At 72.9% G+C, this 25,995-nt stretch carries 23 protein-coding genes; 12 read left to right on the forward strand and 11 right to left on the reverse strand.

Translation table 11 applies throughout. The annotated features are described in order from the left end of the window. Positions 1-39 precede the first annotated feature (39 nt). The 3 genes from Asera_RS33690 to Asera_RS33700 are packed head-to-tail and all read left to right on the forward strand — an operon-like array spanning position 40 to position 4,044. On the forward strand, positions 40-1,173 hold the full coding sequence (locus tag Asera_RS33690; RefSeq protein WP_030444316.1) for an FHA domain-containing protein: 1,134 nt from the start codon (positions 40-42) through the stop codon (positions 1,171-1,173). Positions 1,174-1,176: 3 nt separating this feature from the next. Next, a complete protein-coding gene (locus Asera_RS33695) occupies positions 1,177-2,685 on the forward strand; it encodes a tetratricopeptide repeat protein (protein ID WP_051801521.1) in 1,509 nt (502 codons plus the stop codon). A gap of 3 nt (positions 2,686-2,688) precedes the next feature. Next, positions 2,689-4,044, forward strand: a complete 1,356-nt coding sequence (locus Asera_RS33700; protein ID WP_030444314.1) for an ATP-binding protein — start codon at positions 2,689-2,691, stop codon at positions 4,042-4,044. Between the two features lie 154 nt (positions 4,045-4,198). On the opposite strand, the gene Asera_RS27375 is transcribed toward Asera_RS33700, so the two are convergent. Next, positions 4,199-5,377, reverse strand: coding sequence for a glycosyltransferase (locus Asera_RS27375; RefSeq protein ID WP_212804736.1), 1,179 nt, complete (start codon positions 5,375-5,377; stop codon positions 4,199-4,201). Positions 5,378-5,462: 85 nt separating this feature from the next. On the opposite strand from Asera_RS27375, the gene Asera_RS27380 reads away from it, so the two are divergent. Beyond that, a complete protein-coding gene (locus Asera_RS27380) occupies positions 5,463-6,737 on the forward strand; it encodes an NHL repeat-containing protein (RefSeq protein WP_030444312.1) in 1,275 nt (424 codons plus the stop codon). An 89-nt stretch (positions 6,738-6,826) separates the two neighbouring features. On the opposite strand, the gene Asera_RS27385 is transcribed toward Asera_RS27380, so the two are convergent. Next, positions 6,827-7,378: a TetR/AcrR family transcriptional regulator gene (locus Asera_RS27385; protein ID WP_030444311.1), complete on the reverse strand. Its 552-nt coding sequence runs from the start codon at positions 7,376-7,378 to the stop codon at positions 6,827-6,829. 287 nt (positions 7,379-7,665) lie between these two features. On the opposite strand from Asera_RS27385, the gene Asera_RS27390 reads away from it, so the two are divergent. Further along, positions 7,666-8,064, forward strand: a complete 399-nt coding sequence (locus Asera_RS27390) for a nuclear transport factor 2 family protein (RefSeq protein WP_051801516.1) — start codon at positions 7,666-7,668, stop codon at positions 8,062-8,064. 47 nt (positions 8,065-8,111) lie between these two features. Here Asera_RS27390 and Asera_RS27395 read toward each other — a convergent pair whose 3' ends face one another. The 3 genes from Asera_RS27395 to Asera_RS27405 form a co-directional block, all read right to left on the reverse strand. Then, positions 8,112-9,632: a M1 family metallopeptidase gene (locus Asera_RS27395; RefSeq protein ID WP_244844050.1), complete on the reverse strand. Its 1,521-nt coding sequence runs from the start codon at positions 9,630-9,632 to the stop codon at positions 8,112-8,114. Between the two features lie 83 nt (positions 9,633-9,715). After that, positions 9,716-9,925 (reverse strand): dodecin, encoded by a 210-nt coding sequence (locus tag Asera_RS27400; RefSeq protein ID WP_030444308.1) that lies wholly within the window; start codon positions 9,923-9,925, stop codon positions 9,716-9,718. A gap of 41 nt (positions 9,926-9,966) precedes the next feature. Then, complete coding sequence (locus Asera_RS27405) at positions 9,967-10,827, reverse strand: LysR family transcriptional regulator (RefSeq protein WP_030444307.1); 861 nt, start codon at positions 10,825-10,827, stop codon at positions 9,967-9,969. Between the two features lie 72 nt (positions 10,828-10,899). Between Asera_RS27405 and Asera_RS27410 the strand changes: the two genes are divergently transcribed. Continuing rightward, a complete protein-coding gene (locus Asera_RS27410; RefSeq protein ID WP_051801514.1) occupies positions 10,900-12,240 on the forward strand; it encodes an MFS transporter in 1,341 nt (446 codons plus the stop codon). Here Asera_RS27410 and Asera_RS27415 read toward each other — a convergent pair. The 3 genes from Asera_RS27415 to Asera_RS27425 all read right to left on the reverse strand — a co-directional run bounded on the left by Asera_RS27415 (position 12,153) and on the right by Asera_RS27425 (position 14,601). Next, positions 12,153-12,797: a type III secretion system chaperone family protein gene (locus Asera_RS27415; protein WP_030444305.1), complete on the reverse strand. Its 645-nt coding sequence runs from the start codon at positions 12,795-12,797 to the stop codon at positions 12,153-12,155. The genes Asera_RS27410 and Asera_RS27415 overlap by 88 nt on opposite strands. A 187-nt stretch (positions 12,798-12,984) precedes the next feature. Then, complete coding sequence (locus tag Asera_RS27420; RefSeq protein WP_035295109.1) at positions 12,985-13,620, reverse strand: DUF8185 domain-containing protein; 636 nt, start codon at positions 13,618-13,620, stop codon at positions 12,985-12,987. A gap of 93 nt (positions 13,621-13,713) precedes the next feature. Then, positions 13,714-14,601, reverse strand: coding sequence for a Vgb family protein (locus Asera_RS27425; protein ID WP_030444303.1), 888 nt, complete (start codon positions 14,599-14,601; stop codon positions 13,714-13,716). Positions 14,602-14,700: 99 nt separating this feature from the next. Between Asera_RS27425 and Asera_RS27430 the strand changes: the two genes are divergently transcribed. Further along, the gene (locus tag Asera_RS27430) at positions 14,701-15,345 is read left to right on the forward strand and encodes a TetR/AcrR family transcriptional regulator (RefSeq protein ID WP_030444302.1); all 645 of its coding nucleotides are present in this window, start codon (positions 14,701-14,703) and stop codon (positions 15,343-15,345) included. Between the two features lie 19 nt (positions 15,346-15,364). On the opposite strand, the gene Asera_RS27435 is transcribed toward Asera_RS27430, so the two are convergent. Genes Asera_RS27435 through ettA form a run of 3 tightly spaced genes read right to left on the reverse strand, consistent with a single transcriptional unit; the run spans position 15,365 to position 17,928 of the window. Continuing rightward, complete coding sequence (locus Asera_RS27435) at positions 15,365-15,769, reverse strand: acyl-CoA thioesterase (RefSeq protein WP_030444301.1); 405 nt, start codon at positions 15,767-15,769, stop codon at positions 15,365-15,367. A 50-nt stretch (positions 15,770-15,819) separates the two neighbouring features. After that, a complete protein-coding gene (locus Asera_RS27440; protein WP_030444300.1) occupies positions 15,820-16,227 on the reverse strand; it encodes an acyl-CoA thioesterase in 408 nt (135 codons plus the stop codon). Between the two features lie 6 nt (positions 16,228-16,233). Further along, positions 16,234-17,928, reverse strand: coding sequence for an energy-dependent translational throttle protein EttA (gene ettA / locus Asera_RS27445; protein WP_030444299.1), 1,695 nt, complete (start codon positions 17,926-17,928; stop codon positions 16,234-16,236). A gap of 286 nt (positions 17,929-18,214) precedes the next feature. Here ettA and Asera_RS27450 point away from each other — a divergent pair, with 286 nt between their 5' ends. The 5 genes from Asera_RS27450 to otsB all read left to right on the forward strand — a co-directional run bounded on the left by Asera_RS27450 (position 18,215) and on the right by otsB (position 25,903). Beyond that, positions 18,215-19,537 carry an ABC transporter substrate-binding protein gene (locus tag Asera_RS27450; protein ID WP_030444298.1) on the forward strand — a complete coding sequence of 441 codons (1,323 nt, stop codon included), beginning with the start codon at positions 18,215-18,217 and terminating at the stop codon, positions 19,535-19,537. 193 nt (positions 19,538-19,730) lie between these two features. Continuing rightward, the gene (locus Asera_RS27455; protein ID WP_030444297.1) at positions 19,731-20,696 is read left to right on the forward strand and encodes a carbohydrate ABC transporter permease; all 966 of its coding nucleotides are present in this window, start codon (positions 19,731-19,733) and stop codon (positions 20,694-20,696) included. After that, positions 20,693-21,556 (forward strand): carbohydrate ABC transporter permease, encoded by an 864-nt coding sequence (locus tag Asera_RS27460; RefSeq protein ID WP_030444296.1) that lies wholly within the window; start codon positions 20,693-20,695, stop codon positions 21,554-21,556. Before Asera_RS27455 ends, Asera_RS27460 begins: the two co-directional genes overlap by 4 nt. A 190-nt stretch (positions 21,557-21,746) precedes the next feature. Continuing rightward, positions 21,747-23,228: an alpha,alpha-trehalose-phosphate synthase (UDP-forming) gene (locus Asera_RS27465; protein WP_084130859.1), complete on the forward strand. Its 1,482-nt coding sequence runs from the start codon at positions 21,747-21,749 to the stop codon at positions 23,226-23,228. Positions 23,229-23,350: 122 nt separating this feature from the next. Further along, positions 23,351-25,903 (forward strand): trehalose-phosphatase, encoded by a 2,553-nt coding sequence (gene otsB / locus Asera_RS27470; protein ID WP_030444294.1) that lies wholly within the window; start codon positions 23,351-23,353, stop codon positions 25,901-25,903. Positions 25,904-25,995: the final 92 nt, after the last annotated feature.

The following is a 25,995-nucleotide window of genomic DNA, read 5'->3' on the forward strand; positions in this document are numbered from 1 at the left end:
GGGCCGGCACGACCGGCCGGTACGGATTCGAAAGGCTGCATGCACATGCCGACCTGCCCGAACGGACACACCTCGGCCGACGCCGACTACTGCGACGAGTGCGGCGCGGCGATCGGTGGTGCGGCGGCGTCCTCCGGGGCGGCCACCGCGGTGGCAACCGAGGAGCCGGCCGCGCCGGCCACGCAGACCTGCCCGCAGTGCGGCGCGACCCGTACCGGGCGGTTCTGCGAGGTGGACGGGTACGACTTCGTGGCCGCCGACCTGCGCGGCGACCAGCCGGCGACCGGTGCCGGCGGTGCCGGTGGTGCCGGTGGTGCCGGTGGCGGTGCCGGTTCGGGGACGGGCGATCCGGCGCCCGGCTCCGACGGCGCCGCGTCGCCGGGGCCCGCGCCGGACGCGACGACCGGGTCGGGACCGGACGCCGCGGCACCGTCCGCCGGCGAGGGGCCGACCGGCGGCGCGGCCGATGGCCCCGGCGCCGGCACCAACGCCCCCGGTGCCGACGGCGCGGCCACGAACGACGCGGACCTGACCGGCGCGGGGCCCGCCGGTGCCGGTTCGGGCACCGACGCGGGCGGTACCGACTCCAGCAGTGCCAACGCACGCAATGCCGGCGCGGGCAGTACCGATGCGGACGGTGCCAGCGCGGACGGTGCCGGCTCGGGTGGTGCCGGCTCGGGCGGTGCCGGCTCGAGCGGTGCCAAGGCAGGCGGCCCCGGGGCAGGCGGCGCCGCGGCGGGCGGTGGCGGTACCGGCGACGCGGCGACGCGTACCCGGTGGCGGCTCGCGGTGCGCGCCGACCACGACTATCACCTGCGGGTGCTCGCGATGAACGGACCGGACGCCGAGCAGATGGAGTTCCCGAAGTTCGCCCCGGAGCGGCAGTTCGCGCTGCAGGACGATCAGGTGCTGGTGGGCCGGGCCAGCCGCTCCCGCGGCATCGACCCGCAGATCGACCTGACCGGCCCACCCGAGGACCCGGGCGTGTCCCGTTCCCACGCGATGCTGGTGCGCGGCGCCGACGGGTGGGCGTTGGTCGACCTGGACTCCGCAAACGGCACCTACCTGAACGGCTCGGACGAACCCATTGCGGCGAACCGGCCGGTACCGCTGCGCGACGGCGACCGGATCCACCTCGGCGCCTGGACCACGCTGCAGCTGATCGCCGGCTGATCGGTGCCGTCCACCGACCGCGCCGAGCTGGACCGGGTGCAGACGCAGCTGGACCTGGGCCGGGTCACCGCCGCGCGGGAGCTGGTAGGCACTTACCTGGCCCGGCACCCCGACGACGCCCGCGGCCTGTGCCTGCTGGCCCTGTGCGAGGAGCGAGTCCGCGCCAACGACGCGATGCTCGCCGCCGCCGAGCGCGCCTGCACCGCCGATCCGCGGCTGGAGTGGGCGCACCGGTTGCGGGCGCAGGCGCTGATACTGCTCGACCGCCCGGCCGAGGCGGTGACCGCGGCCGGCGCTGCGGTACGGCTCGCACCGGACCGCTGGCAGTGCCACGCGACGATGGCCTTCGCGACCAGCGCGCGACCCGGCCGCCGCGCCGTGCCGCTCGCCGCGGCCGCCGAGGCGGTCCGGCTGGCGCCCGACCAGGCCGAGGCACACCACGCGCGCGGACTGGTCCTGCAGGCCAGTGGCCGGCTGGGCGCGGCCCGGCGCAGCTATCTCCAGGCGCTGCGGCTGGCTCCGCAGCATGCCGGCGCGATGCAACAGCTCGGCCGCATCGCCGAGCGGCGCGGGCAGGCCGGCACCGCGCTGCGGTACTTCGGTGCGGCCGCGGCGGCCGCCCCGGCGGGCACCGCCGGCGCCACCCACCTGCGCCGCATCCTGCTGCGGATCGCCGGATTGGCCTGGGCGACCGCGGCGATGCTGACCATCGTCCTGGTGTTCGGCCGGTACCCGCTCGCCTGGCTGGTCGCCGCCGCGCTGGCCGGTGGGTACCTCATGTGGGCCAGGCGGGCGCTGCGCGCGCTGCCGGCACCGGCGCGGGCGGCGGCGCGGGGCTGGTTGCGTACCGACGCGCGGTTGCTGGTGCGCGTGCTCGGCACCGGTCTGCTGGTGGCGGTCGCGGTGGCGGTGGGAGTCGTGTCCGCGGTGTACGACGCCCCGGCGCACGGCGCGGTGTTGCTGCTGTCGCTGGCCGGCTGGATCGTGGCGCTGCTGGCGAGCGCGCTCACGATCGTCGGTGCCGACCTGATCGCCCACCGGCGCCGCCCGGTCACCGACGTCGGCGATCCGACCAGCCCGGACGGTGCCGGCACCCGCCTGCTGTTCCAGGTGTACTGGGCGAGCTGCGTACTGGCGGCGGTGCTGTGGGCACCGGCGTTCCTGCTCGGTGCCGACCAGATGACCCGGGCCGCGCTGGGCGTCGCCGCCAGCGTCGGGTTCCTCGGCTGGTTCCGGTGGTGGCTGCGCCGGGAACGGCTGGCGCGGCGCCGGTCGGTCGCCCCGATCTGGGCCCGGCTGGCCCGGCTCGCGCCGTTCTTCGCGATCGGCCGACTGGCGAACCTGGTGTTCGCGGTGGCGGTGGTCCTGGTTCCCGGCTCGTACCGGGGGCTGCTGGTCGGTAGCGCGGTGGCGCCCGGCATGCTGATCCCGGTCGGCCTGCTGATCCAGGCGGTGCGGCTGGTCGGCTGGATTCGGTCGGCGGCCCGTGGGCAGTCCGAGATCGTGAGGTGACCGGTGACCGATCCTGATCTGCTGGCCAGCCTGGCCGCCGCCGTGCAGGCCAGGCCGGACGACCTGCCATTGCGGTTGCATCTGGCCGAGCTGCTGCTCGCCGCCGACCGGCCGGACGACGCGCTGACGCAGCTGAGCGCGGCGCTTGCCCAGGACCCGGCCGACGAGCGGACGCGCACGCTGATGCGCCGCGCCCTGTCCGCTCCCGGGCCGGCGTCCGGCGGCTCCGTACCCGCCGGCGCGTCCGGCCCCGCGGCGGCCGGGCCGGCGCCGGGTGGCGCGGAGTCCGATCCGGGGCCCGACGCCGCGGGGCCGGACGATGCGGCGGTGGAGCCAGTGCCGGACCGGACGGGTACGGCTGGGGTGGGTCCGGGCGCTGCGAGCCTGGGCGAGGTGGACTGGGGCGCGTACGAGTCCGAGCTGCGCGGGGTGGCGGCGCCGCGATTCAGCACCGAGGGGAGCGACGACGACGGGGCGGACCGGGCCTTCGACGTTGAGCCGTCCGCGGTCCGGCTGGCCGACGTGGGCGGCATGGTCGAGGTCAAGCAGCGACTGGAGCTGGCGTTCCTGGCGCCGCTGCGCAACCCGGAGCTGCGCCGGCTGTACGCGAAGAACCTGCGCGGCGGCCTCCTGCTCTACGGCCCGCCCGGCTGCGGCAAGACGTTCCTGGCCCGGGCGCTGGCGGGTGAGCTGGGCGCGGGTTTCCTGTCGGTGTCCGCGGCGGACGTGCTGGACCGATGGCTGGGCAGTTCGGAGCGCAACGTGCACGAGGTGTTCCGTTCCGCCCGGCGGCACGCCCCGTGCGTGGTCTTCCTGGACGAGGTGGACGCGCTGGCGGTCCAGCGCAGCAAGGCCGGAGCCGCCATGCGCGCCACCGTCAACCAGCTGCTGGCCGAACTGGACGGGCTGGGCAGCGACAACGACGGGGTGTTCGTGCTCGCCGCCACCAACGCGCCGTGGGACGTCGACACCGCGCTGCGCCGGCCGGGCCGGTTGGACCGGATGGCGCTGGTGCTGCCGCCGGACGTGCCGGCCCGGGAGGCGATCCTGACCTACCACCTGCGGGACCGGCCGATCGCCGGCATCGACCTGCGCCGGCTCGTCGCGGCCACCGACGGGTTCTCCGGTGCGGATCTGGCGCACCTGTGCCAGAGCGCGGCCGAGTACGCGATGCACGACTCGCTGGCCAGCGGGGTGGCCCGGATGATCGGGCCGGCCGACTTCGACCGCGCGCTGCGCGAGGTGCGCCCGTCGACCGGTCCGTGGCTGGAGGCCGCCCGCAACACCGTACTGTTCGCCAACTCCGGCGGCGAGTACGACGAGCTGGCCGGCTATCTCCAGCGCCGCCGCCTGCTCTGACGCGGCCGGCCGGGCCCGGCGCCGGTGGCTGGCCGCGTCGCCGAACCGGCCACGGGAACGGCACCGGACCCGTCGCGCAGTTCGGCGGACCGGAAAGTCTCAGCGGGACAGGAAATCGGGGTACGCGCGGGCCAGGATGGGCTTGATCGACCGCTCAGCGGTAGGTGCGGCCCTTCCAGGCGGCGCCGCGACCGCGGTGGTGCGCGATCGCGGACTGAACCGTCATCGCCGCGTACAGCAAACCGGTGGCCGGCAGGGCCAGCGCGGCGATCGCCGGCTGCCGGTAGTAGCGCAGCATCGGCAGGTACGTCGCGGCCATCAGCAACCAGGCCGCCGCGCCGAACCCGGCGAGCAGCCATCGCGCGCTCGCCACGCCGACCACGGTGGCCGCCACCGGCACCGCGAACAGCAGTGCCAGGCCGAGCACCGTACCGGCGAGCAACGCGAGGTTGTGCCGCAGCTGGGCGTACGCGCTGCGGGCCACCATCCGCCACAGCGAGCCCAGCGTCGGGTACGGCCGGACCGAGTCGGTGGCATCGGCCAGGCCGAGCCAGATTCGGCCGCCGGCCCGCGCCACGCTGCGGGCCAGCGACACGTCGTCGATGACCGCGCCGCGGATCGCCGCCACTCCCCCGGCGGCGGCGAGCGCGTCGGCCCGTACCAGGGTGCAGCCGCCGGCCGCGGCGGCGGTCCGCGCGGACGGACGGTTCACCCAGCGGAACGGGTAGAGCAGCGCGAAGAAGTAGACGAACGCGGGCACCACCAGCCGCTCGGCGATCGAGACGGCCCGCAGCCGCGCCATCTGCGACACCAGGTCGAGCCGGTGCCCCTGCGCGGCCGCGACCAGCGCGGTCAGCGAGCCCGGCCGGTGCGCGATGTCCGCATCGGTCAACAACAGGTACTCGGCGGCGGCCGGCTCGGCGGCAGTGGCGGCGGCGACGCCGGCGCGCAGTGCCCAGAGCTTGCCGGTCCAGCCGGGCGCCGGTTCGCCCGGCGCCAGGACCCGCAGCGGCAGCCGCGCGGTCGGTGCGGCGGCCAGCTTCGCGGCCAGCGCGGCGGTGCCGTCGGTGGAGTTGTCGTCGACCAGCAGCACCCGGGCCGGGCCCGGATAGTGCTGCGCGAGCAGGCTGGGCAGGCTGTCGGCGAGCACCGCCGCCTCGTCTCGGGCCGGCACCACCGCGACCACGGCGGGCCAGCGCGCCGGCGGGTCGGTGGGCGGCGGCAGCCGCTGGTCGGTACGCCAGAAGCCGCCGCGCGCCACCGCGAGCCACAGCCAGGCCGCGAGCGCCACCGCCGCCAGCACGGTCAGGACCGCGACGATCACCGACAACACGGCGAGCAGCGTACGCATCCACGATCGACACGATTCGTTGGGTACCGTACGTGATCATCACATCGCAATGAGGAGTGGTGCATCGATGCGTCGGGTCACCATGGTCGCCGCCGGGCTGTTCACCGCGCTGCTGGTCGCCGCGCTACCGACCGCGGGAGCGAGCGCCGGTGGCGGGCAGTCCACCCTCGTCTCGACGGATCCGGTGGCCTGGACGCCGAACGTGCTCGACGGCACCGTGTACGCGGTTGCCGTGGTCGGCGACGAGGCGATCGTCGGCGGCGACTTCCACCGGGTCGCCAGCGCCGACGGCAGCATCGAGGTGACCCGCGACGGCCTGTTCGCGTTCCGGCTCGGCACCGGCGCGATCTCCACTCGCTTCGCACCGCGGCCCAACGGCACCGTCCGGGCGCTCGCCGCCGGCCCGGACGGCACCGTGTACGTCGGTGGCTCGTTCACCGAGCTCGCCGGCGGCGCACACCACGGCCTGGCGCGACTGTCGGTCGCCGACGGTACCGCCTCGCCCGAGTTCACCGCCGGCATCGACACCGGCACCGTCTTCACCCTCGCCGCCGACGGCCCCACCCTGTACGCCGGGGGCACGTTCGGCGCCGTCGGCGGCACCGCGCGACCGGCCCTGGCCCGCTTGTCCGGACGCACCGGCGCGGTCGACACCGGCTTCGACGCGGCCGTCGCCCAGCAGCGCTCGGGCCGGTTGCGGGTCAGCAAGCTGGCCCTGTCCGGCACCGGCGCGCTCGCCATCATCGGTACGTTCACGCAGGTCGGCGGGCAGTCGCGGAACCAGCTTGCGGTGGTGTCGGCGAGCACCGGTGCGGTGCGCGGCTGGTACACCGACGCGTACCAGCAGCAGTGCAACGAGTCGTACAACAGCTACCTGCGCGACCTCGACTTCGCGCCGGACGGCGCGTCGTTCGTGGTGGTGACCACCGGGCACCAGGCCGGGCCGACGACGATGTGCAACGCGGCGGCGAAGTTCGACCTGACGGGCGCCGGCGCGCACCACCCGGTCTGGGTCAACCGCACCGGCGGGAACACGCTGCTGTCGGTTGCCTGCACCGGCACCGCGGTGTACGTCGGCGGGCACCAGAAGTGGCTGGACAACCCGTACGGCGACAAGTCGGCCGGCGCCGGCGCGGTCTCCCGGCCCGGCATCGGCGCGATCGACCCGGACACCGGCCGGGCGCTGGCCTGGAACCCGACGCACGACCGCGGCAACGGCGTCGACGCGCTCGTCACCTTCCCGGCCGGGTCCGGCCATCCCGGTGGCCTGCTGGTCGGCAGCGACACCGAGCACATGGGCCACGAGTACCACGCCCGGATCGGCGCCTTCCCGCTGCCCTGATCGCGGTCTCCCCGGCCCGGCGCGGCGCGAACCGAAGGTCGGCGGGCTCGTCAACCCGGCCACAGGGCCGGCGCGGGCGTGCCGGCCGGTCAGCGGGGCCGGAGGCCGTCGAACATCATCCGCAGGGTGGCGGCCCGCACCCCGTCGTCGGCGATCGTCGGTACCGCGCGGGACGCGCCGTGGATGAACACGAAGACCTGCGCGACCGCCACGTCGTCACGCACCGCGCCGGCCTGCTGGGCACGCTCGAGCAACACACCGACCGCCTTCGTCACCCGCCCGCGCACCGGCGCGACAACCTGGTCGGTACCGATGCCGGCCCGCTCCAGCGCATCCGCGTAGGCGACCTTCGGGCCGGACGCCTCGACGGTACGGGCCAGGAAGTCGAACAGGGCCGTGCCCGGGTCGCCGTCGGCGGCGAGCCGCTCCGCCTCGTCGGCCAGGGTCTCCAGCCGGGCGGCCAGCACCGCGGACAGCAACGCCTCCTTGGTCGGAAAGTGCCGGAACACGGTACCCACGCCGACACCGGCCCGGCGTGCGATCTGCTCGGTCGACGCGCCCAGCCCCTCCGCCGCGAACACCTCCTGCGCGGCCTCCAGCACCCTGGCCCGGTTGCGCGCCGCATCCGCCCGGGGACTCATGGCCGCTCTCCGCTGCGCTCCGACCGGCCATGAGGCACGGGGACACCACACCCACGATTCACTCGCTCACGCTCGCTCATGCCGCCGCTCTCCGCTGCGCTCCGACCGGCCATGAGGCACGGGGACACCACACCCACGATTCACTCGCTCACGCTCGCTCATGCCGCCGCTCTCCGCTGCGCTGCCCCATGTCCAGAACTCCTCTGGACAGACGGAGTCATCACTCCGTATCGTTGGAAACGGAGTGGCAACTCCATATTCTAGTCGTCGTACTCAGGGAGTTCACCATGTCCGACCCCGCCGGCCCGCGCCAGGTCTTCGAGAGCCTGTTGCGCGGCATCACCAGCGGCAACCTCGCCGACCTCTGGCAGCTGTACGCCGAGGACTGCGTCGTCGAGATCCCCTTCGCCCGACCCGAACCGATCAGGCTGGCCGGGCTCGCCGCGATGAAGGAGCACTTCTCCAACCCGCTCGCGAACCGGATCACGCTCGCCGCCGAGGACGTCGAAGTGCACCAGACCGACGACCCCGAACTGATCGTCGGCGAGTGGCGCTACCGGCTCACCGCCGGCGACAAGACCGCCGAGACCCGCAACATCCAGGTGATGCGGGTCCGCGCCGGCAAGATCGTCTGGTCCCGCGACTTCCACGACCACGCCGCGACCGCCGCCCTGTTCGCCGACTGACGGCAGCCACGGGTCGGGGCGACCGGTGCCGCCCCGACCCGGACGGCTCAGTGCCCGGCCAGCAGCGCGTGGGTGCGCCGCAGCTGTGGCAGCGAGGCCGGTGTGCCGGCCGGCATCGCGGTACCGGCCGGCAGGTGGAAGGCCGAGCGCGGCGGCTTGCCGGTGGTGAACAGCCAGGTGTCGAACAGCCGCGACAGGTCCCGGCCGGACAGCCGCTCGGCCAGCCACTCGAACTGCGGGATGCTGCCGTTGCCGTACCGGTGCTTCGACGCCCAGGTGCGCAGGATGGTGAAGAACATCCGGTCGCCCACCACGTTGCGCAGCGCCTGCAGCGTCATCGCGCCCCGGTCGTACACCGCGGCGGAGAACTGGTGCTGAGCACCGGGGTCGCCCGCCTTGACACTCCACAGTGGATCGTCGGCGGGGTGCGCGTCGTAGTCCGCCAGCGCCACCGACAGGGCGCTGCCGGCGCCGACGTGCTCGGAGTACAGCCACTCGGCGTAGCCGGCGAAGCCCTCGTTGAGCCAGATGTCCGACCAGTGGTGCACCGAGACCGAGTCACCGAACCACTGGTGCGCGTTCTCGTGCACCACCACGTACGGGTCGTCGGCAGACTCGAAGAAGTCCAGCCCGTACATCGGCCGGGTCTGGTCCTCCAGCGCGAAACCCGCCTCGTAGTTCGGCACGATCCCGCCGAGCGCGTCGAAGGGGTAGGGCCCGAACACCGAGCTCTCCCAGTCGATCACCGAGGCGGTCAGCCCGACCGAGGCCCGCGCGTTGCGCGCCTGCGCCGCGCTCAACCCCTGGTCGTACGCCTCGATCACCGGCCGGCCGTGTGCGTCGGTCGACGTGTCGAGGTCGTAGTGGCCCACCGCGAGCACCGTGAGATACGTGGCCATCGGCCGGCTCTCCCGCCACCGCCACCGCGTCGTACCGGGCCCGGCCGGGTGCGTGCCGGCCAGGATGCCGTTGCTGATCGCCTGGTAGCCGGTCGGTACCGTCACGTCGACCGCGAAGCTCGCCTTGTCCAGCGGGTGGTCGTTGCTGGGGTACCACCACCAGGAGACCTCCGGCTCGTTCGCCGCCACGGCGCCGTCGTCGGTGCGCATCCACGAGGTGAAGCCCTCGGCGACCACCGTCGACGGGATCCCGTGGTAGCGCACCCGGATCACCATCCGCTGGCCGGCGTGCAGCGCCCGGGCCGGAGTGAGCACCAGTTCGTGATCGCCGCTGCGTTCGAACCGCGCGCGCCGGCCGTTGACGGTCACCGCGTCGGTGGTCAGCGCGAAGTCCAGGTCGAACCGGGTCAGGTACTGCGTCGCGGCGCCGGTGAGCGTCGCGGTACCGGCCAGGTGGTCGTTGCCGGGTTGGTAGTCCAGATCCAGGTCGTAGTGCGAGATCCGATACCCGCCGTTGCCGTAGTCGGGGTAGTACGGGTCGCCGATGCCGGGCGCACCGACCCCGCCCGACGCGGTCGCCGCCGCCGGCGCGACGCCGGCGGCCAGGACCGTGGCGAGCGCCGCGGCGCCGAGTGCGGTGAGCGCCCTGCCGATTCTCTTACCGGACACAGATTCACCTCCGGGGATGAAAACTCCGGAAGGAACCTATCGAATATTCCGGTCGACCAGGCGCTGATCCGGCGCCGGTGCGGTCAGTCCTCGATCCGGAACCCGACCTTCAGCCCGACCTGGTAGTGCGCCACCCGGCCGTCCTCGACGTGCCCGCGTACCTGGGTCACCTCGAACCAGTCCACGTGCCGCAGGGTGCTGCTGGCGCGGGAGATGCCGTTGTCGATCGCCTGGTTGATCGATTCGGAGGAGGTGCCGACGATCTCGGCCACCCGGTATGTGTGATCGGTCATGCCCCACACCATGGCATGCCGGCCCGCGCGGTGGATCCCGATCAGGTCAACCCGAGTTCGGTGCGCAGCCGGGGCAGCACCGCGAGCAGCTCCGGATGGCCGGGGCGCGGCGTCACGAGCGACAGCCGCAGCCGGGTCCGGAACGGCAGCCGGTCGATGCTCTCGCCCGGGCGCAGGTCGGTCGCCACCGCGGACCGCGGCAGTACGGCCAGGTGCCCGCGCCGGCGCGCCATCCCCACCGTGGTCGGCACCGACGCACCCCGCCGTACCGCGGCGCCGAGCAGCGTCAGCCGCTGCCGCGTCGGAGCACCCTGCATGTCGTAGGTGTAACAGACGACCTCACGGTCGCGCAGCGGCGTGCGCCCGGCCCCCAGCCCGGCGACCCCGGCCGGGCGGAACGCGACCAGCTCGTCGCCGCCGACCGCCCGGGCCTGGGTGCCGTGCGGCAGCGTGACCTGCTCGGCGATGGCGACCAGGGCGCCGTCCATGGTGCCCTCGGCGACCCACTCGATCAGCCGGTCGCCGTGATCGACCCGCTGGTCGACCACCTCGTCCGGCAGCAGCGCGTCGAGCACCGGGAACAGCGCGGCCGCCATGCTGGCGAAGGTGCCGACCACGATCGGCCGGGCGATGTCGGCCGACTGCGCGGCGGTGAAGACCCGGTCCAGGTGGCCGAGGATGTGCTCGGCCTGCCGGGCCAGCTCGGCGCCGGCCGCGGTGGGCCGGGCGCCGGTCGTGTCGCGCTGGAACAGCCGCAGCCCGGCCCGCCGCTCCAGCCGGGTCAGTCGCGCGCTCGCGGCCGGCTGGCTGAGCCGCAGCGACCGGGCCGCCGCGCCGATCGAACCGCACCGGGCGACCGCCACCACCAGCTCCAGGTCATCGATGTCGGGTCGGGAGGCCATAACGTGAGTCTATGGGACGCGGCCAACTTCCGGCGGCTACCGGTGACCCCCGGGGCCCCCGACGATGAGCTCATGTCCGTACCGAGACGCGATGTCACGATCATGCTGGGCACCACGTTCGTCGTCTGGCTGGGCCAGCGCATCACCGCGGTGGCGATGCCCCTGGTGGCCCTGGCCGCCAGCCACTCCGCCTGGTCCACCGGCCTGGTCGGCGGGATGGCCGGACTGCCGCTCGTCACCGCCCCCTGGTGGGCCCGGCGTGGCTGGCAGCGGCTCACCAACGGCCGGGCCATCGGCCTGGTACTCGCCGGCCAGGTCGCCGGGCTGCTGATCGTGCCGGTCGCCGCGATCGGCGGCCACGTCGGCTGGTACGCGCTCGCCGCGACCGGCCTGGTCTCCGGCTGCTGCACCGCGCTCGCCGGGCCCGCCCAACGCAGCCTGCTGGCCGAGATCGCCGAACCGCTCGGCCGGTACGCCGCGGCCAAGGCGTTGGCCTGGCAGGACTTCGCGCACCGCAGCTCGATGGTGGTGGCGCCGGCGCTCGGCGCGCTCGCGGTCGGCGCCTGGGGTCCGGTACCGCTGCTGTGGTGCGAGGCCGCGGGCGTCGCGGTCGGCGCCGTACTGCTCACCACCGTCCGGGCGCGGTCCACCGGTGCCGCCCGCCCGGCCCCGGAGAAGGTGGCGCGACCGACGATGCGGGCGGCGCTGCGGGCACACCCGTCGATCGCGGTCGGGGTGGCGATGTCCGGCGTCGGCGGGTTGGCGTGGTTTGCCTTCACGCTCGGTCTCGCGGTCCGCGGCGCCGAGGTGGGCCGGCCCGGCGCGCTGATCGCCGCCGCGATGACCGGGTACGGGCTCAGCTCGGTGCTGTCCGCACTGGCCAGCCCGCGGCTGCTGCCCCGGCTGCCGTGGCTCGCCACCGCGGCGGCCGCCTGGGTGGGACTCGGGCTGATGTTCGTGGGCGAGGCCGGCGCCGGCGCGTCGGTACCGCTGATCGCCACGATCGCCGCCGTCGGCGGGCTGCTCGCACCACTCGGCAACGGCTCGCTGGACGCGTTGATCGGGACCCGCACCACCGGCGCGGAACGCCGTACCGCGTTCGCCGCGGCGGACTTCGTGCACGCCGGCGCGGTGTCGGTCGGCCTGGTCGCCGGCGGCACGGTGATCGGGCTCGCCGGTACCACCGGCACGCTCGTGGTCGCCGGGATCGCGCAGCTCGTCGCGGGCGCCGCGGGGTTGACCTGGCGGGCACGCCGCCGCGCCGCCCGGCACCACCCGAACGCCGCCCGCGGGACGAAACCGGCCCTGGTCGGGCCGGTGGTCGGTCAGAGGACCGCGCCGTCGCCGTGCAGCCAGTCGGCCCACGCCTCGGCCACGTCGACCGCGCAGCCGAGCAGCTCGTCCAGCAGCTGATCGTGCGCGCCGGGGACCAGCGGCACCTGCATCTCCGCGTACAGCGGGAGCCGGCCCGACTCGCCCGGCTCGCCCAGGTACGCCTTGAGGAACCGCCGGTCGTGGTTCCAGGAGTTGACCGCCGGGAAGGCCTGCGACGCCCACTCCGGTGCCACCGTGCCGTGCGCGCGGGCGCGCACCATCAGAATGTCGCGGTCCGGCCCCTCCAGGGCGAACATCACCGCATGGCGCTCCCACATGGCGACCAGGTTGCCGGTACCGGGGTCGGTCAGGAAGTACACGTCGAGCCGGCGCAGCGCGGCCGACAGCCGGTCGGTGGTCACCGGGCTCGGCCCGCTGGTCGCCGCCTTCAGCAGCGGCATCAGGTCGTGCACGCCGGTGCGCTCGGCCGGCACCCGGCGGCGCACCGTCACCGCGTCGATCGGCCCGAACGACTCCGGATCGAACGACCCGTCGTCAGCGGTCTGCTCGGCGCCGCCGTTGCGGGAAGCACCGCCGCGGGAGGCACCGTCGTTTCGAGAAACACCGTCGCGCTGGCTCTTACGCCACCATGGCATCGCGTCGTCCCCTGCTCGCTTATCGGGAGGTTGTCCGACCGCCGGCAGGTACGCACGCACGATCTCTCGGCGCCGGCACGATCGGATCTGGTTGTCGGTGAGCCGACCGGTGGGACGCCGGTTTGGGGGGCTCCGTGGCCGACGTTACCGGCGATCGGCAAGCGCGTCGCGGTCGCTGTTGGACAGATCACCCGTCACTGCGTGTGATCTCGGCAGGGTTCACCGGATCGAGCGTCAGCCCACCGGGGCGTTGGTACCACGCCGTGCCGTTTCGGGCCTGCGCCGCCAGCCATCGGCCCGCGGTGCCGAAACGTACCGGTTCGTCGGCCAGGAATCCCATCCGGACCAGCGCCAGCACCACCCGCATCGGCACCGCGACCTCGGTGTCGCCGGTGGCCAGGGTGATGCCGGGGTGGTCGAGCAGCGCGTCCCGGATCCGGCGCTCGCCGACGCCGCGGCCGGTCGAGTCGCGCAGCGTCGTCGCCGCGAGCTCGGCGATCCGGCGCAGGTCGGCCGCCGGTACCTGCTCCACCGGCTCGGCCTCGCGCGGCGGCAGCGCGCCGCGCCACTGCGCGTCGTACCGGCCGGGCAGCGCGCCGTCCGGCAGCGCGGCGAGCAGATCGCCGGCCCGTACCGTGGCGTCGTCGGCCAGCTCGCCGGCCACGGTGCGGGCGACCAGCACGCCGAACGGGAGCCGGGACCACAGCGCGAGCAGCCCACCGGCAGCCGGCCGCAGCCGGACCAGCGCGGCCGGATCCAACCGCACCAGCCGGGCGCAGTACGCACCGGCGTCGGGCACCGACTCCGCCGCGATCACTCGCACCGTGCCACCCCTCACTCCGCTCGCGCCGAACGCGCGATTCCGGTCACCGGCTCGCGCCTGGCTGGACCCTATCCGGCCCGGGACGGCGACCGGTCAGCCGTCGGTGCGGGCGAGGCGGGCGAGCGCGCCGGACTCCAGCGCGACCCACAGCGCGCCGTCCGGTCCGAGCGCGATGCCGTGCGGCTCGGAGCCGGCGGTCGGCAGGTCGTACTCCTCGATGGCGCCGGCGGTGTCGATCCGGCCGACCCGGTTGGCGCCCCACTCGGTGAACCACAGCGCGCCGTCACCACCGGCGGTGATCGCGTGCGGACGCGCGGCTCGGTCGGGCAGCGGGTACTCGGTGATGTCGCCGTCCGGGGTGATCCGGCCGATCTGGCCGGCGCCGATCTCGACGAACCACACCGCGCCGTCCGGGCCGGCGGTGATTCCGACCGGCGCCGCCGCCTCGGTCGGCAGCGGATGCAGCCGCACGTCACCGTCGGGCCCGATCCGGCCGAGGGCGTTGCGCTGGTTGAGGGTGAACCACAGTCCGCCGTCGGGGCCGGCGGTCAGGGCCGCCGGGAACGCGCCGTCGACCGGGAGCGCGAACTCGGTGGCCCGGCCCGCGGTGTCGATCCGGGCGATCCGGCCGGCGGCGGTCTCGGTGCACCACAGCGCGCCGTCCGGGCCGGCCGCGAGGCCGAACGGGCCGCAGTCCGGCGTCGGCAGCGGGAACTCGTCGAGCTCGCCGTCGAGGGAGAGCCGGCCGATCCGGTGCGCCTGGTACTCGGTGAACCAGAGCGCACCGTCCGGGCCGACGGCCACGATCGTCGGCCCGCAGCCCGGGTCGAGCTGGCGCAGGGTCGGCTCGCCGCCGGGCACCAGCCGGCCGATTCCGCCGCTGTGGACGAGCGTGAACCACAGCGCGCCGTCCGGCCCGGTCGCCAGCGCGTACGGCCCTGCGCCGGGGACGGGGTGCTCCTGGATCGTGATGCGAGTCATCCGTGCTCCTGCCTGGTGCGGTCGTCGGCCACGAACACTGCGGCCCGGACGCCGATTGGTCAAGCATATTTTTCGGCTCGACCCAGGTATGGTGCCGGCATGGCCACCGACCCGACGGGCCTGCGGGCCCGCAAGAAGCAGCAGACCAGGGCCGCGATCTCCGATCACGCCACCCGGCTGTTCCTCGCCCGCGGGTTCGACAAGGTGACGATCGCGGAGATCGCCGAGGCGGCGCAGGTCGCCAAGATGACGGTGACGAACTACTTCCCGCGCAAGGAGGACCTCGCGCTCGACACGCACGACGAGTTCGTCCAGCTGCCGACCACGACGGTACGCGACCGGCGGGTCGGCGAGTCCGCGCTGGCCGCGCTGCGGCGCGGTCAGCTGGCCGAGGTGTCCGCGCGCAACCCGCTCATCGGCTTCTCCGGCCCCGAGTTCGCCCGGCTGGTCACCGGCAGCCCGGCGCTTTCCGCCCGGCTGCGCGAGTTCCACGAGGACCGGGAGACCGCGCTCGCCGACACGCTCGCCGCCGAGACCGGCGCCGAGCCGGACGACATCGTGCCGCGGGTCGCCGCCGCCCAGCTGGCCGGGGTGCTGCGGGTGCTGTTCACCGAGACGCTGCGGCGCACCCTCGACGGCCAGGACGACGACCGGATCGCGGCCGGGCTGACCCGGCTCACCGAGACCGCGTTCGACGCGCTCGCCCCGTCACTCGCCGCCTACGCGGTACGCGCCGGCGACTGACCCGGCTGCCGCGACGGGGTCAGTCGGACTGCCAGCAGGACAGGAACTCGCGTTCGGTGCCGGACAGCCGGCGCGGTCGCCCGGCCGCCAGGTCGTACGGCACCAGCACCGAGGTGGCCCGCGACGCCAGCCGGCCGGCGTCGAACAGCTCGTAGGAGACGCGGAACGAGGCGTTGCGGATGTCGGAGAGCCACAGCTCGATCCGCACCGGCTCACCGAAGTCGACCGGCCGCAGGTAGTCGACCTCGTGCCGGGCGACGACCGTACCGGCCTCCAGCGTGGTGATGCCCTCGGCGCGCGCGGCGAGGAACATCAGCGCCGCGCGGGCCTCCTCGTACAGGGTGAGGAACCGGGCGTTGTTGACGTGTCCGAACGCGTCCAGGTCCGACCAGCGGACCGGGCAGTCGTAGCTGTACCGAGCCATCTGGAACTCGGACCTCCCGTCGAACTCGGGGCGCGCCGGACCCGGGGCGCTCAGGACTCCAGGTAGCGGCCGAGGAAGTCGCGCTCGTCCGGCTCCAGCGGCCGGGACCGCGCCGTGTCGTAGTCGTAGCCAACCAGCACGCACTCGCAGCGTGCCATCGGGGTTGGCCCGTCGCACATCTCGGCGAGCAGCGTCCACGAGCTGCTGCCGATCTTGCCGACCCAGGTGTCGATGTCGAGCAGCAGCCCCGGCCGGTAGGTGACCGCCGACAGGTAGTCGACCGCGACCCGCGCCGCGATGAAACCACGCCCGCCGGGCGCACCCGCGTACCCGGCCGGCGAGGACGCCAGCATCGCCATCCTGGCGTCCTCGAACAGGGTCAGGTAGCGGGCGTGGTTGAGGTGACCCAGCATGTCCGGATCGGACCAGTGCACCTGCGCCCGGTGTCGCGCCCGCACCCCGCCTCAGTCCCGGGTGAGCTTGCGGTAGGTGACCCGGTGCGGGCGGGCCGCCTCCGGGCCGAGCCGCTCGATCTTGTTCTTCTCGTACGCCTCGTAGTTGCCCTCGAACCAGAACCAGCGCGGGCTGCCGTCGGCGTTCAGCCCCTCCCAGGCCAGGATGTGCGTGGCGATGCGGTCCAGGAACATCCGGTCGTGGCTGGTGATCACCGCGCAGCCGGGGAAGTCCAGCAGCGCGTTCTCCAGCGAACCGAGCGTCTCCACGTCCAGGTCGTTGGTCGGCTCGTCGAGCAGCAGCAGGTTGCCGCCCTGCTTGAGGGTCAGCGCGAGGTTGAGCCGGTTGCGCTCGCCGCCGGACAGCACCCCGGCCGGCTTCTGCTGGTCCGGCCCCTTGAACCCGAACGCCGCGATGTACGCCCGGGACGGCATCTCGACCTTGCCCACCATCAGGTGGTCCAGCCCGTCGGAGACCACCTCCCACAGCGGCTTGGCCGGGTCGATCCCGGCGCGGTTCTGGTCCACATAGGACACCTGCACCGTCTCGCCGATCCGGATCGTGCCGCCGTCCGGCCGCTCGTCGCCGACCAGCATCTTGAACAGCGTGGTCTTGCCGACGCCGTTCGGGCCGATGACGCCGACCAGGCCGTTCTGCGGCAGCGTGAACGACAGCCCGTCGAACAGCGTGTGGTCGCCGTCGCCGGGAACCTTGAACCCCTTGTGCAGGTCCTCGACCTCGACCACGACGTTGCCCAGCCGCGGGCCCGGCGGGATCTGGATCTCCTCGAAGTCCAGCTTGCGGGTCTTCTCCGCCTCGGCCGCCATCTCCTCGTACCGGCCGAGCCGGGCCCGGCTCTTGGTCTGCCGGGCCTTCGCGTTGGAGCGCACCCATTCCAGCTCGTCGGACAGCCGTTTGCGCAGCTTGGCGTCCTTGCGCCCCTCGACCGACAGCCGGGCCGCCTTCTTCTCCAGGTAGGTGGAGTAGTTGCCCTCGTAGCCGTGTACCCGGCCGCGGTCGACCTCGGCGATCCACTGCGCCACGTGGTCGAGGAAGTACCGGTCGTGCGTGACGGCGATGACACAGCCCGGGTACTTCTCCAGGTGCTGCTCCAACCACTGCACGCTCTCCGCGTCCAGGTGGTTGGTGGGCTCGTCGAGCAGCAGCAGGTCGGGCTGCTCGAGCAGGAGCTTGCACAGCGCGACCCGGCGGCGTTCCCCACCGGACAGGTCGGTGACCGGCGCCTCCGGCGGCGGGCAGCGCAACGCGTCCATCGCCTGCTCGAGCCGGGAGTCCAGCTCCCACGCGTCGGCATGGTCGAGCTGCTCCTGCAGCGCGCCCATCTCGGCCATCAGCTCGTCGGTGTAGTTGGTCGCCATCTCCTCGGCGATGGCGTTGAACCGGGCCAGCTTCGCCTTGGTGTCGGCGACGGCTTCCTCGATGTTGCCCAGCACCGTCTTCGACTCGTCCAGCGGCGGCTCCTGCATCAGGATGCCGACGGTCGCGCCGGGGGCGAGCTCGGCGTCGCCGTTGGACAGCGGCTCCAGCCCGGCCATGATCTTCAGCAGGGTGGACTTGCCGGCGCCGTTCGGGCCGACCACACCGATCTTCGCGCCGGGCAGGAAGCTGAGCGTGACGTCATCCAGGATGACCTTGTCACCGTGCGCCTTTCGCGCCTTACGCAGGACGTAGATGTACTGGGCCACGGTGGCCACGACCTCCGGGACTTCTCGACTGCCGGACTGCGGCGGGGCAGAACCCACCTCTGGACGCTCCATCGTCTCAGGCCGGCCGCTATTCCCGGCACCGGGGCGGCCGGGACGCTGCTCCGGCACGTACCGGCGGACACGGCGGGCGAAAGTGTCGGCGAGGTAACGGCGGTTGCCAGCAGGTAACGGGTCGGTTGGGATGTGTGTCACCACGAATGTGGGGCGCCGGTGGTTGACATGTCCGGCGTACCCCACGTTCTTCACGTCGAAGGAGCAGCCAGGAATGCGGATCAAGCGTTCGATGGCACGACGCGCGGTGGCCGCGCTCGGGGTTCTCGCGCTGGCCGGCAGCCTCGCCGCCTGCGGTGACTCGGGTGACGACTCGGCGTCGGGCGCCAAACCGGACAAGTTGACCGGGGTCGGCCCCATCACGCTCGCCACCGGCAAGGACACCACCGGCACCCTGAACGAGATTCTCGCCGACTGGAACAAGGCGCACCCGGACCAGAAGGTCACGCTCACCGAGCTGCCGGAGGACGCCGACCAGCAGCGGCAGCAGATGGTGCAGAACGCGCAGACCAAGTCCGACGCGTACACGATCCTCAACCTCGACGTGGTGTGGACCTCCGAGTTCGCCGCGAACGGGTGGGTCGAGCAGCTGCCGGAGAAGCAGTTCGACATGAGCAAGTACCTCCCGCCGGTGATCAAGACCGCCCAGTACTTCGACAAGCTGTACGCGGCGCCCTACGCGTCCGACGGCGCGCTGCTGTACTACCGCACCGACCTGCTCAAGAAGGCCGGCGTCGACAAGGCGCCGACCACCTGGGACGAGATGACGGCGGACTGCCAGAAGGTACTCAAGCTGCCGGCCGGCAAGGGCATGTCCTGCTACGGCGGTCAGCTGGACAAGTACGAGGGCCTGACGGTGAACTTCTCCGAGGCGGTCAACTCCGCCGGCGGTGAGGTCGTCGGTGCCAACGGCAAGCCGAACGTGAACACCCCGGCCGCGAAGAAGGGCCTGGACTTCCTGGTCGACGGCGTCAAGAACAAGACGATCCCGAAGGACGCGCTGACCTGGAAGGAAGAGGAGTCGCGGCGCGGCTTCGAGAGCGGCAAGGTCGTGTTCCTGCGCAACTGGCCCTACTGCTACGCGCTGATGGCGAACAAGAAGGACGCGGGCAACAAGGTCGCCGGCAAGTACGGCGTGGCGCCGATCCCGGGTCTGGACGGCCCCGGCAAGTCCACCCTGGGCGGTCACAACCTGGCGATCAGCAAGTTCGCCAAGAACAAGAAGACCGCGCTGGACTTCATCAAGTGGTTCACCAGTGAGAAGAACGAGCGGACCTGGCTGACCAAGAACTCCCAGGCCCCGGTCTACGGTTCGCTGTACGACGACCCGGCGCTGCAGAAGCAGTTCCCGTACCTGTCGACGCTCAAGCAGTCGATCGAGAAGGCCGAGCCGCGCCCGGCGATCGTCAACTACGGCGACGCGACCGCGGCGATCGAGGAACAGGCGTACGCGGCGATCTCCGGGAGCAAGTCCTCCGCCCAAGCGCTGAAGGACCTGCAGGACAACCTCACGAAGATCACCAGCAAGGACAAGTAACCCCCGACCGACGGCCGGGTCCGGTTTCCGGGCTCGGCCGTCGGGCTTCTCCTGGCCGGACGCCGCGCGTGCCGGACCGGCCGTTCTCCCCCCGCGTGCCCTGGAAAGGCTGATCGATGAGTTTCGTGCCCGCAGGCTGCCCGCTGCCGCCCGGCGGCGCCGGCCGTTCGCACCCCGTACCGGGGGTGATGTCATGACCACCGCGGTCCAGGTGCCCACCCCGCCGGCCAGGACGGTAGGCCCGATGCGGCAGGACCGGCGGCGCGGTGTCGGCCGGTTCGCCGCCCTGCTGCTGTCGCCGACGGTGCTGGTGCTGGCGCTCGTGATCGGGTACCCGATCGTGTCGGCGCTGCGGCTGTCGTTCCAGGTGACCCACCGGGGCATCAACCCGACCACCGGGATGGTGGAGAACACCACCCACGTCGGCCTCGCCAACTACGCCGGGATCTTCAGCGGCGACTCGGCCAGCCAGTTCTGGAACGCGTTCTGGAACACCACCACGTTCACCGTCGCGGGCGTCGCGATCGAGACGGTGATCGGCGTCGCGATGGCGCTGATCATGCACAAGGCGTTTCGTGGGCGCGGCATCGTGCGGGCCAGCGTGCTCGTACCGTGGGCGATCCCGACCGCGATCTCCGGTCTGCTGTGGAAGTGGATCTTCCAGTCCGACGGCATCGCGAACACCGTCCTGCACACCCACGTGCTGTGGACGACCGAGGGCTTCCACGCCTGGGGTGCGGTGCTGATCGCCGACGTGTGGAAGACCGCACCGTTCATCGGCCTGCTCGCGCTCGCCGGCCTGCAGGTCATCCCGGGCGAGGTGTACGAGGCGGCGAAGGTGGACGGCTCCGGCCCGTGGCGCACCTTCTTCCGCATCACCCTGCCGCTCGCGCGGCCGGCGCTGGTGGTGGCCGTCCTGTTCCGGATGCTGGACGCGCTGCGCATGTTCGACCTGCCGTTCGTGCTGATCGGAGCGCACAAACACTCGGTGGAGACGCTGTCCACGTTCGCCTGGTACGAGGCGTCCAACCTGCGCTACGGCACCGCCGCCGCCTACTCGACGGTGCTGTTCCTGTACATCGCGGTGGTCGCGTTCGTGTTCGTCAAGGTGCTCGGCGCCGACCTGATCGGCCGGGGCGTGGAAGGGAAGAAGAAATGAGCGCCGTCGCCGCCGCCGCGCCCCGCAAGCGGGCCCGGCGGGCCGGAACCAGCCCGTGGGCGTACGCGGGCATCACGGCCATCGTGCTCTACTGCCTCGCGCCGTTCTACTGGATGGTGGTGTCGGCCCTGCGCCGGCCGGCCGACCAGTTCTCGAACAAGGCGTTCCCCTGGCCGATCTCGCTGACCAACTTCGAGTCCGCGTTCAAGCCGGCCAACGGGTTCGGCCGGGCGCTGCTCAACTCGCTCGTGGTGGCCGGGCTGACCACGATCCTGACGCTGGTCATCGGGATCACCGCGGCGTACGTGCTGGCCCGGCTGGAGTTCCGGTTCAAGAACGTCATCCTGGCGGCGATCATCGCCACCTCGATGTTCCCCGGCATCTCGCTGCTGGTGCCGCTGCTCAAGCTGTTCGTGTCGATCCACTGGATCAACACGTTCCAGGCGATGATCCTGCCGAGCATGAGCTTCGCGCTGCCGCTCGCGGTGTTCAACCTGACCGCGTTCTTCAAGCAGATGCCGTTCGCGCTGGAGGAGGCGGCGCAGATCGACGGCGCGTCGCCGATGCAGGCGTTCCGCAAGGTGATCCTGCCGCTCGCCGCCCCGGGCGTGTTCACCACCGCGATCCTGACGTTCATCGCGGCCTGGAACGAGTTCATCATCGCGCTGTCGGTGACCAACAAGCAGGAGATGCGCACCGCACCCGTGATCACGTCGCTGTTCACCGGCCAGTACGGCTATGACCAGCCGTTCGGCACCCAGATGGCGGCCGGCGTGGTGGTGACCATCCCGCTGGTGATCCTGGTGCTGTTCTTCCAGCGCCGCATCGTCGAGGGGCTGACCTCCGGCAGCGTGAAGTAGCGCACCGCGGTCACGGCCGGGGCATCCACGACGGATGCCCCGGCCGTCGCGTGTGCGGGCCGCACCGTTCGTGCCCGCTCGTCCGGAAAGTGCTCACGGTGAGATTCACACTACCGACGGCTCCCGGGACCGGCAGTCAGGCATTAAGTACGCTCGATGTCTGTCCGGTCCGGCGGCGGTAGGAGGCGGCGTGTCGACAGCCAGCCCGTTCGTGGTGGTGGCCAACAGACTTCCGGTCGACGAGGTGACCACACCGGACGGGGGCCGGGAGTGGCGGCGCTCCCCCGGCGGGCTGGTCACCGCGCTGCATCCGATCATGCGGGCCGAGCACGGCACCTGGCTCGGCTGGGCCGGCGGCACCGGCCCGGCCGCCGACGAGTTCGAGCTCGACGGGATGCGGCTGCACCCGGTCGCGCTGTCCGCGCAGGAGTTCGAGAAGTACTACGAGGGCTACTCCAACGCCACCCTCTGGCCGCTGTACCACGACGCGGTCGAGCCACCCGTCTACCGCCGCAGCTGGTGGGACAACTACCGCGAGGTCAACCGGCGGTTCGCCGCGGAGACCGCGAAGGTGGCCGCCGAGGGCGCCGTGGTGTGGATCCAGGACTACCAGCTCCAGCTGGTGCCGGCGATGCTCCGGGAGCTGCGGCCCGACCTGCGGATCGGCTTCTTCCTGCACATCCCGTTCCCGCCGGTGGAGCTGTTCATGCAGATGCCGCGGCGGGTGGAGATCATGCAGGGGCTGTTGGGCGCCGACCTCGTCGGCTTCCAGCGCCCGCTCGCCGCGCAGAACTTCCTGCGGCTGACCCGCCACCTGCTCGGCCTGCACCCGAAGGGCCCGGAGGTACGGGTCGACGATCGCACCGTGCGGGTGGCGGCGTTCCCGATCTCCATCGACGTGGGCGAGATCGAGCGGCTCGCGGCGAGCGAGTCAGTCCGGGCCCGCTCGGCCGCGATCCGCGAGGAGCTGGGCAACCCGAAGCACATCATCCTGGGTGTCGACCGGCTCGACTACACCAAGGGCATCGACCGCCGGCTCAAGGCGTTCCGGGAACTGCTGCAGGAGGGCACCCTCGCGGTGCCGGACGTGGTGATGGTGCAGGTGGCCACGCCGAGCCGGGAGCGGGTGGCGCACTACCAGACCCTGCGCGACGCGGTGGAGCTGCAGGTCGGCCGGATCAACGGCGACTACGGCAAGGTCGGGGTGCCGGCGGTGCACTACCTGCACCAGTCGGTCGACCGGACCGAGCTGACCGCGCTGTACTGCGCGGCTGACGTGATGATGGTGACGCCGCTGCGGGACGGCATGAACCTCGTCGCCAAGGAGTACGTGGCGGCCCGGGTCGACCTCGGCGGATCGCTGGTGCTGTCCGAGTTCGCCGGGGCCGCGTCCGACCTGCGCCAGGCGTACCTGGTGAATCCGCACGACACCGACGCGCTCAAGGACGGGCTGGTGCGCGCGGTCCGGGTCGACCCGACCGAGTCGGCCCGCCGGATGCGGGCGATGCGGCGGTTCCTGCGCGGGCACGACGTGGACCACTGGGCCCGGTCGTTCCTCACCGCGCTCGGCGTACCGGAGGCTACCGACGCGCTCGCCGCCGTGGTGCCGCCGGCGCCGCCGCCCGGTCGTACCCGCCGGCCGGTCCGCCGCGACGGCGGTCCCGCCCGCTGACGTGCCACCCCGAAGGCCAGCCGAGCACCGACACCGCGGAGGCAGCATGAGCACCGACGACGCGATCACCGCAGCGGAGGCGGCATGAGCACCGACGACGCGATCACCGCAGCGGAGGCGGCATGAGTACGGTGGCGCCGACCGAGCCGTTGGACGCGGCGCTGCGCGAGACGCTGGGCCGGCTGGCCCGGGTACCGCAGCTGCTGGTGGCGGTGGACTACGACGGCACGCTGGCGCCGATCGTGGGCGACCCGGCGGCGGCCCGGCCGCTGCCGGAGGCGGTGACCGCGCTGCGCGCGCTGGCGGAGCTGCCGCAGACGAAGGTCGCGGTGGTGTCCGGACGGTCGCTGCGCGACCTGGCCGCCCTGTCGCGGCTGCCCAGCGAGATCCACCTGGTCGGCAGCCACGGCTCGGAGTTCGACGTCGGGTTCGTGCAGCAGCTGTCCGAGGAGGCCCGGCAGCTGCGTACCACGCTGCAGCAGCAGGTACAGCGGATCGCCGCCGGAGCGCCGGGGGTCCGGCTGGAGGCGAAGCCGGCCAGCATCGCGGTGCACACCCGGACCGCGAGCGACGAGGTCGCCGCGAGCGTGAACGCGGCGGTACGGTCCGGCCCGGCGACGCTGCCCGGGGTGCACGTGACCGAGGGCAAGAAGGTGATCGAGCTGTCGGTGGTGCACACCGACAAGGGCACCGCACTGGACACGTTGCGCAGCCGGCTGGGCGCCTCGGCGGTGCTGTTCGTGGGCGACGACGTCACGGACGAGAACGGCTTCGCCCGGCTGCGCGGCCCGGACGTCGGGGTGAAGGTCGGCTTCGGCGACACGCGGGCGACGCACCGGGTGGCCGATCCGATCGAGGTCGCGAAGCTGCTCGCGCTGGTGCTCGACATCCGCCGCCGCTGGCTGTACGGGGAGCGCGCGGTGCCGATCGAGCGGCACTCGATGCTCGCCGGCGGCGACAACCTGGCGCTGGTGACCCCGGACGCCCGGATCACCTGGCTGTGCCATCCGCGACCGGACTCGGCGGCGATCTTCGCCGACCTGCTCGGCGGCAGCCCGGCCGGGTACTTCGGTGTCGCGCCGCAGCGGGGCGGCCTGCCGCTGGGGCAGAAGTACCTCGGTGGCTCGATGACCGTGCAGACGCGCTGGTCCGGGTTGACCGTCACCGACTGGCTCGATTCGACGGGGCCGGCGAACCGCACCACCCTGGTCCGGCAGCTGACCGGTACCGTCACGGTCCGGGTGCAGTTCGCGCCGCGGCCGGAGTTCGGCCAGGTGGCGGTGCGGCTGCAGCCGCTGGGCGACGGGCTGGTGATGCTCGGGTCCAACGAGCCGGCGGTGCTCTACTCCCCCGGCGTCGACTGGGACATCGTCCAGGAGGGCGAGCACGACACCGCCCACGCGCTGATCGACCTGCGGGCCGCGGGGGGCAGCGCGGTGCTGGAGCTGCGCTGCGGCACCGACAGCCTGGATCCGGCGCCGTTACCGGTCGAACACCGGGCCGACGAGACGGCGACGCAGTGGCGGCGCTGGTTGGACGGGTTGCGGCTGCCGGGGGTGAGCACCGAGCTGGTGGCGCGCAGCGCGCTGACGCTGCGCGCGCTGACCTACCGGCCGACCGGGGCGATCCTCGCTGCCGGGACGTCCAGCCTGCCGGAGGATCTGGGCGGGGTGCGCAACTGGGACTACCGGTACTGCTGGCTGCGCGACGCGGCGCTGGCGGCCCGGGCGCTGGTCGATCTGGGTTCGGTCGACGAGGCGGAGGGGCTGCTCGCCTGGACCGCGGGGGTGATCGACCGTACCGGCGGGCATCCGGAGCGGCTGCACCCGCTGTACACGGTGGAGGGTCAGACGCTCGGGCCGGAGGCGGTCATCGACACGCTGCCCGGTTACGCCGGCTCCCGGCCGGTGCGGGTCGGCAACGCGGCGAACAAGCAGCTGCAGCTCGACGTGTTCGGCCCGATCGCCGATCTGGTCGACGCGGTCGCGCAGCGCCGCGGCGTGATCAGCGACTTCGACCGCGAGGTGCTGAGCGCGATGGTCGACGCGGTGGCGCACCGCTGGTTCGAGCCGGACCACGGCATCTGGGAGCAGCGCCAGCCGCCCCGGCACCACGTGTACTCGAAGGTGATGTGCTGGCAGACGGTCGACCGCGCGCTGAACGTGGCGGCCCGGCACGGGCTGCCGGAGCGGCCGGACTGGGTCGAGCTGCGCGCCGCGATCGCCGAGAACGTGCTGGAGTACGGCTGGAACGAGCAGGTCGGCGCCTACACCACCGCGTACGACGGGATCGACCTGGACGCGGCCTCGCTGTGGGTGGGGCTGTCCGGGCTGCTCGCCGACGACGATCCGCGGTTCCTGTCCACGGTGCTCGCGATCGAGGCGGAGCTGCGCAGTGGCCCGGTGGTCTACCGGTACCGCTCGGACGACGGGATGCCCGGCACCGAGGGCGGCTTCCACGTGTGCACCGCGTGGCTGATCGAGTCGTACCTGCGCACCGGTCGCCGGGCCGACGCCGAGGAACTGTACGGGCAGCTGATCGCGTGCGCCGGGCCGACCGGGCTGCTGCCCGAGCAGTACGATCCGCTCGCCGAGCGGGGCCTCGGCAACCATCCGCAGGCGTACAGCCATCTGGGCCTGATCCGCTGCGCCCTCCTACTCGACTCCCGCCCCTGACCCACCCCACCTCACCCCGCCCCAGGAAGTTGATCAAGGCCCCAGGAAGTTGATCAAGGGATCCGCGCACGACATCCTGGACGTTCGTGTAC

It is taken from the genome of Actinocatenispora sera (assembly GCF_018324685.1).
Lineage (GTDB): Bacteria > Actinomycetota > Actinomycetes > Mycobacteriales > Micromonosporaceae > Actinocatenispora > Actinocatenispora sera.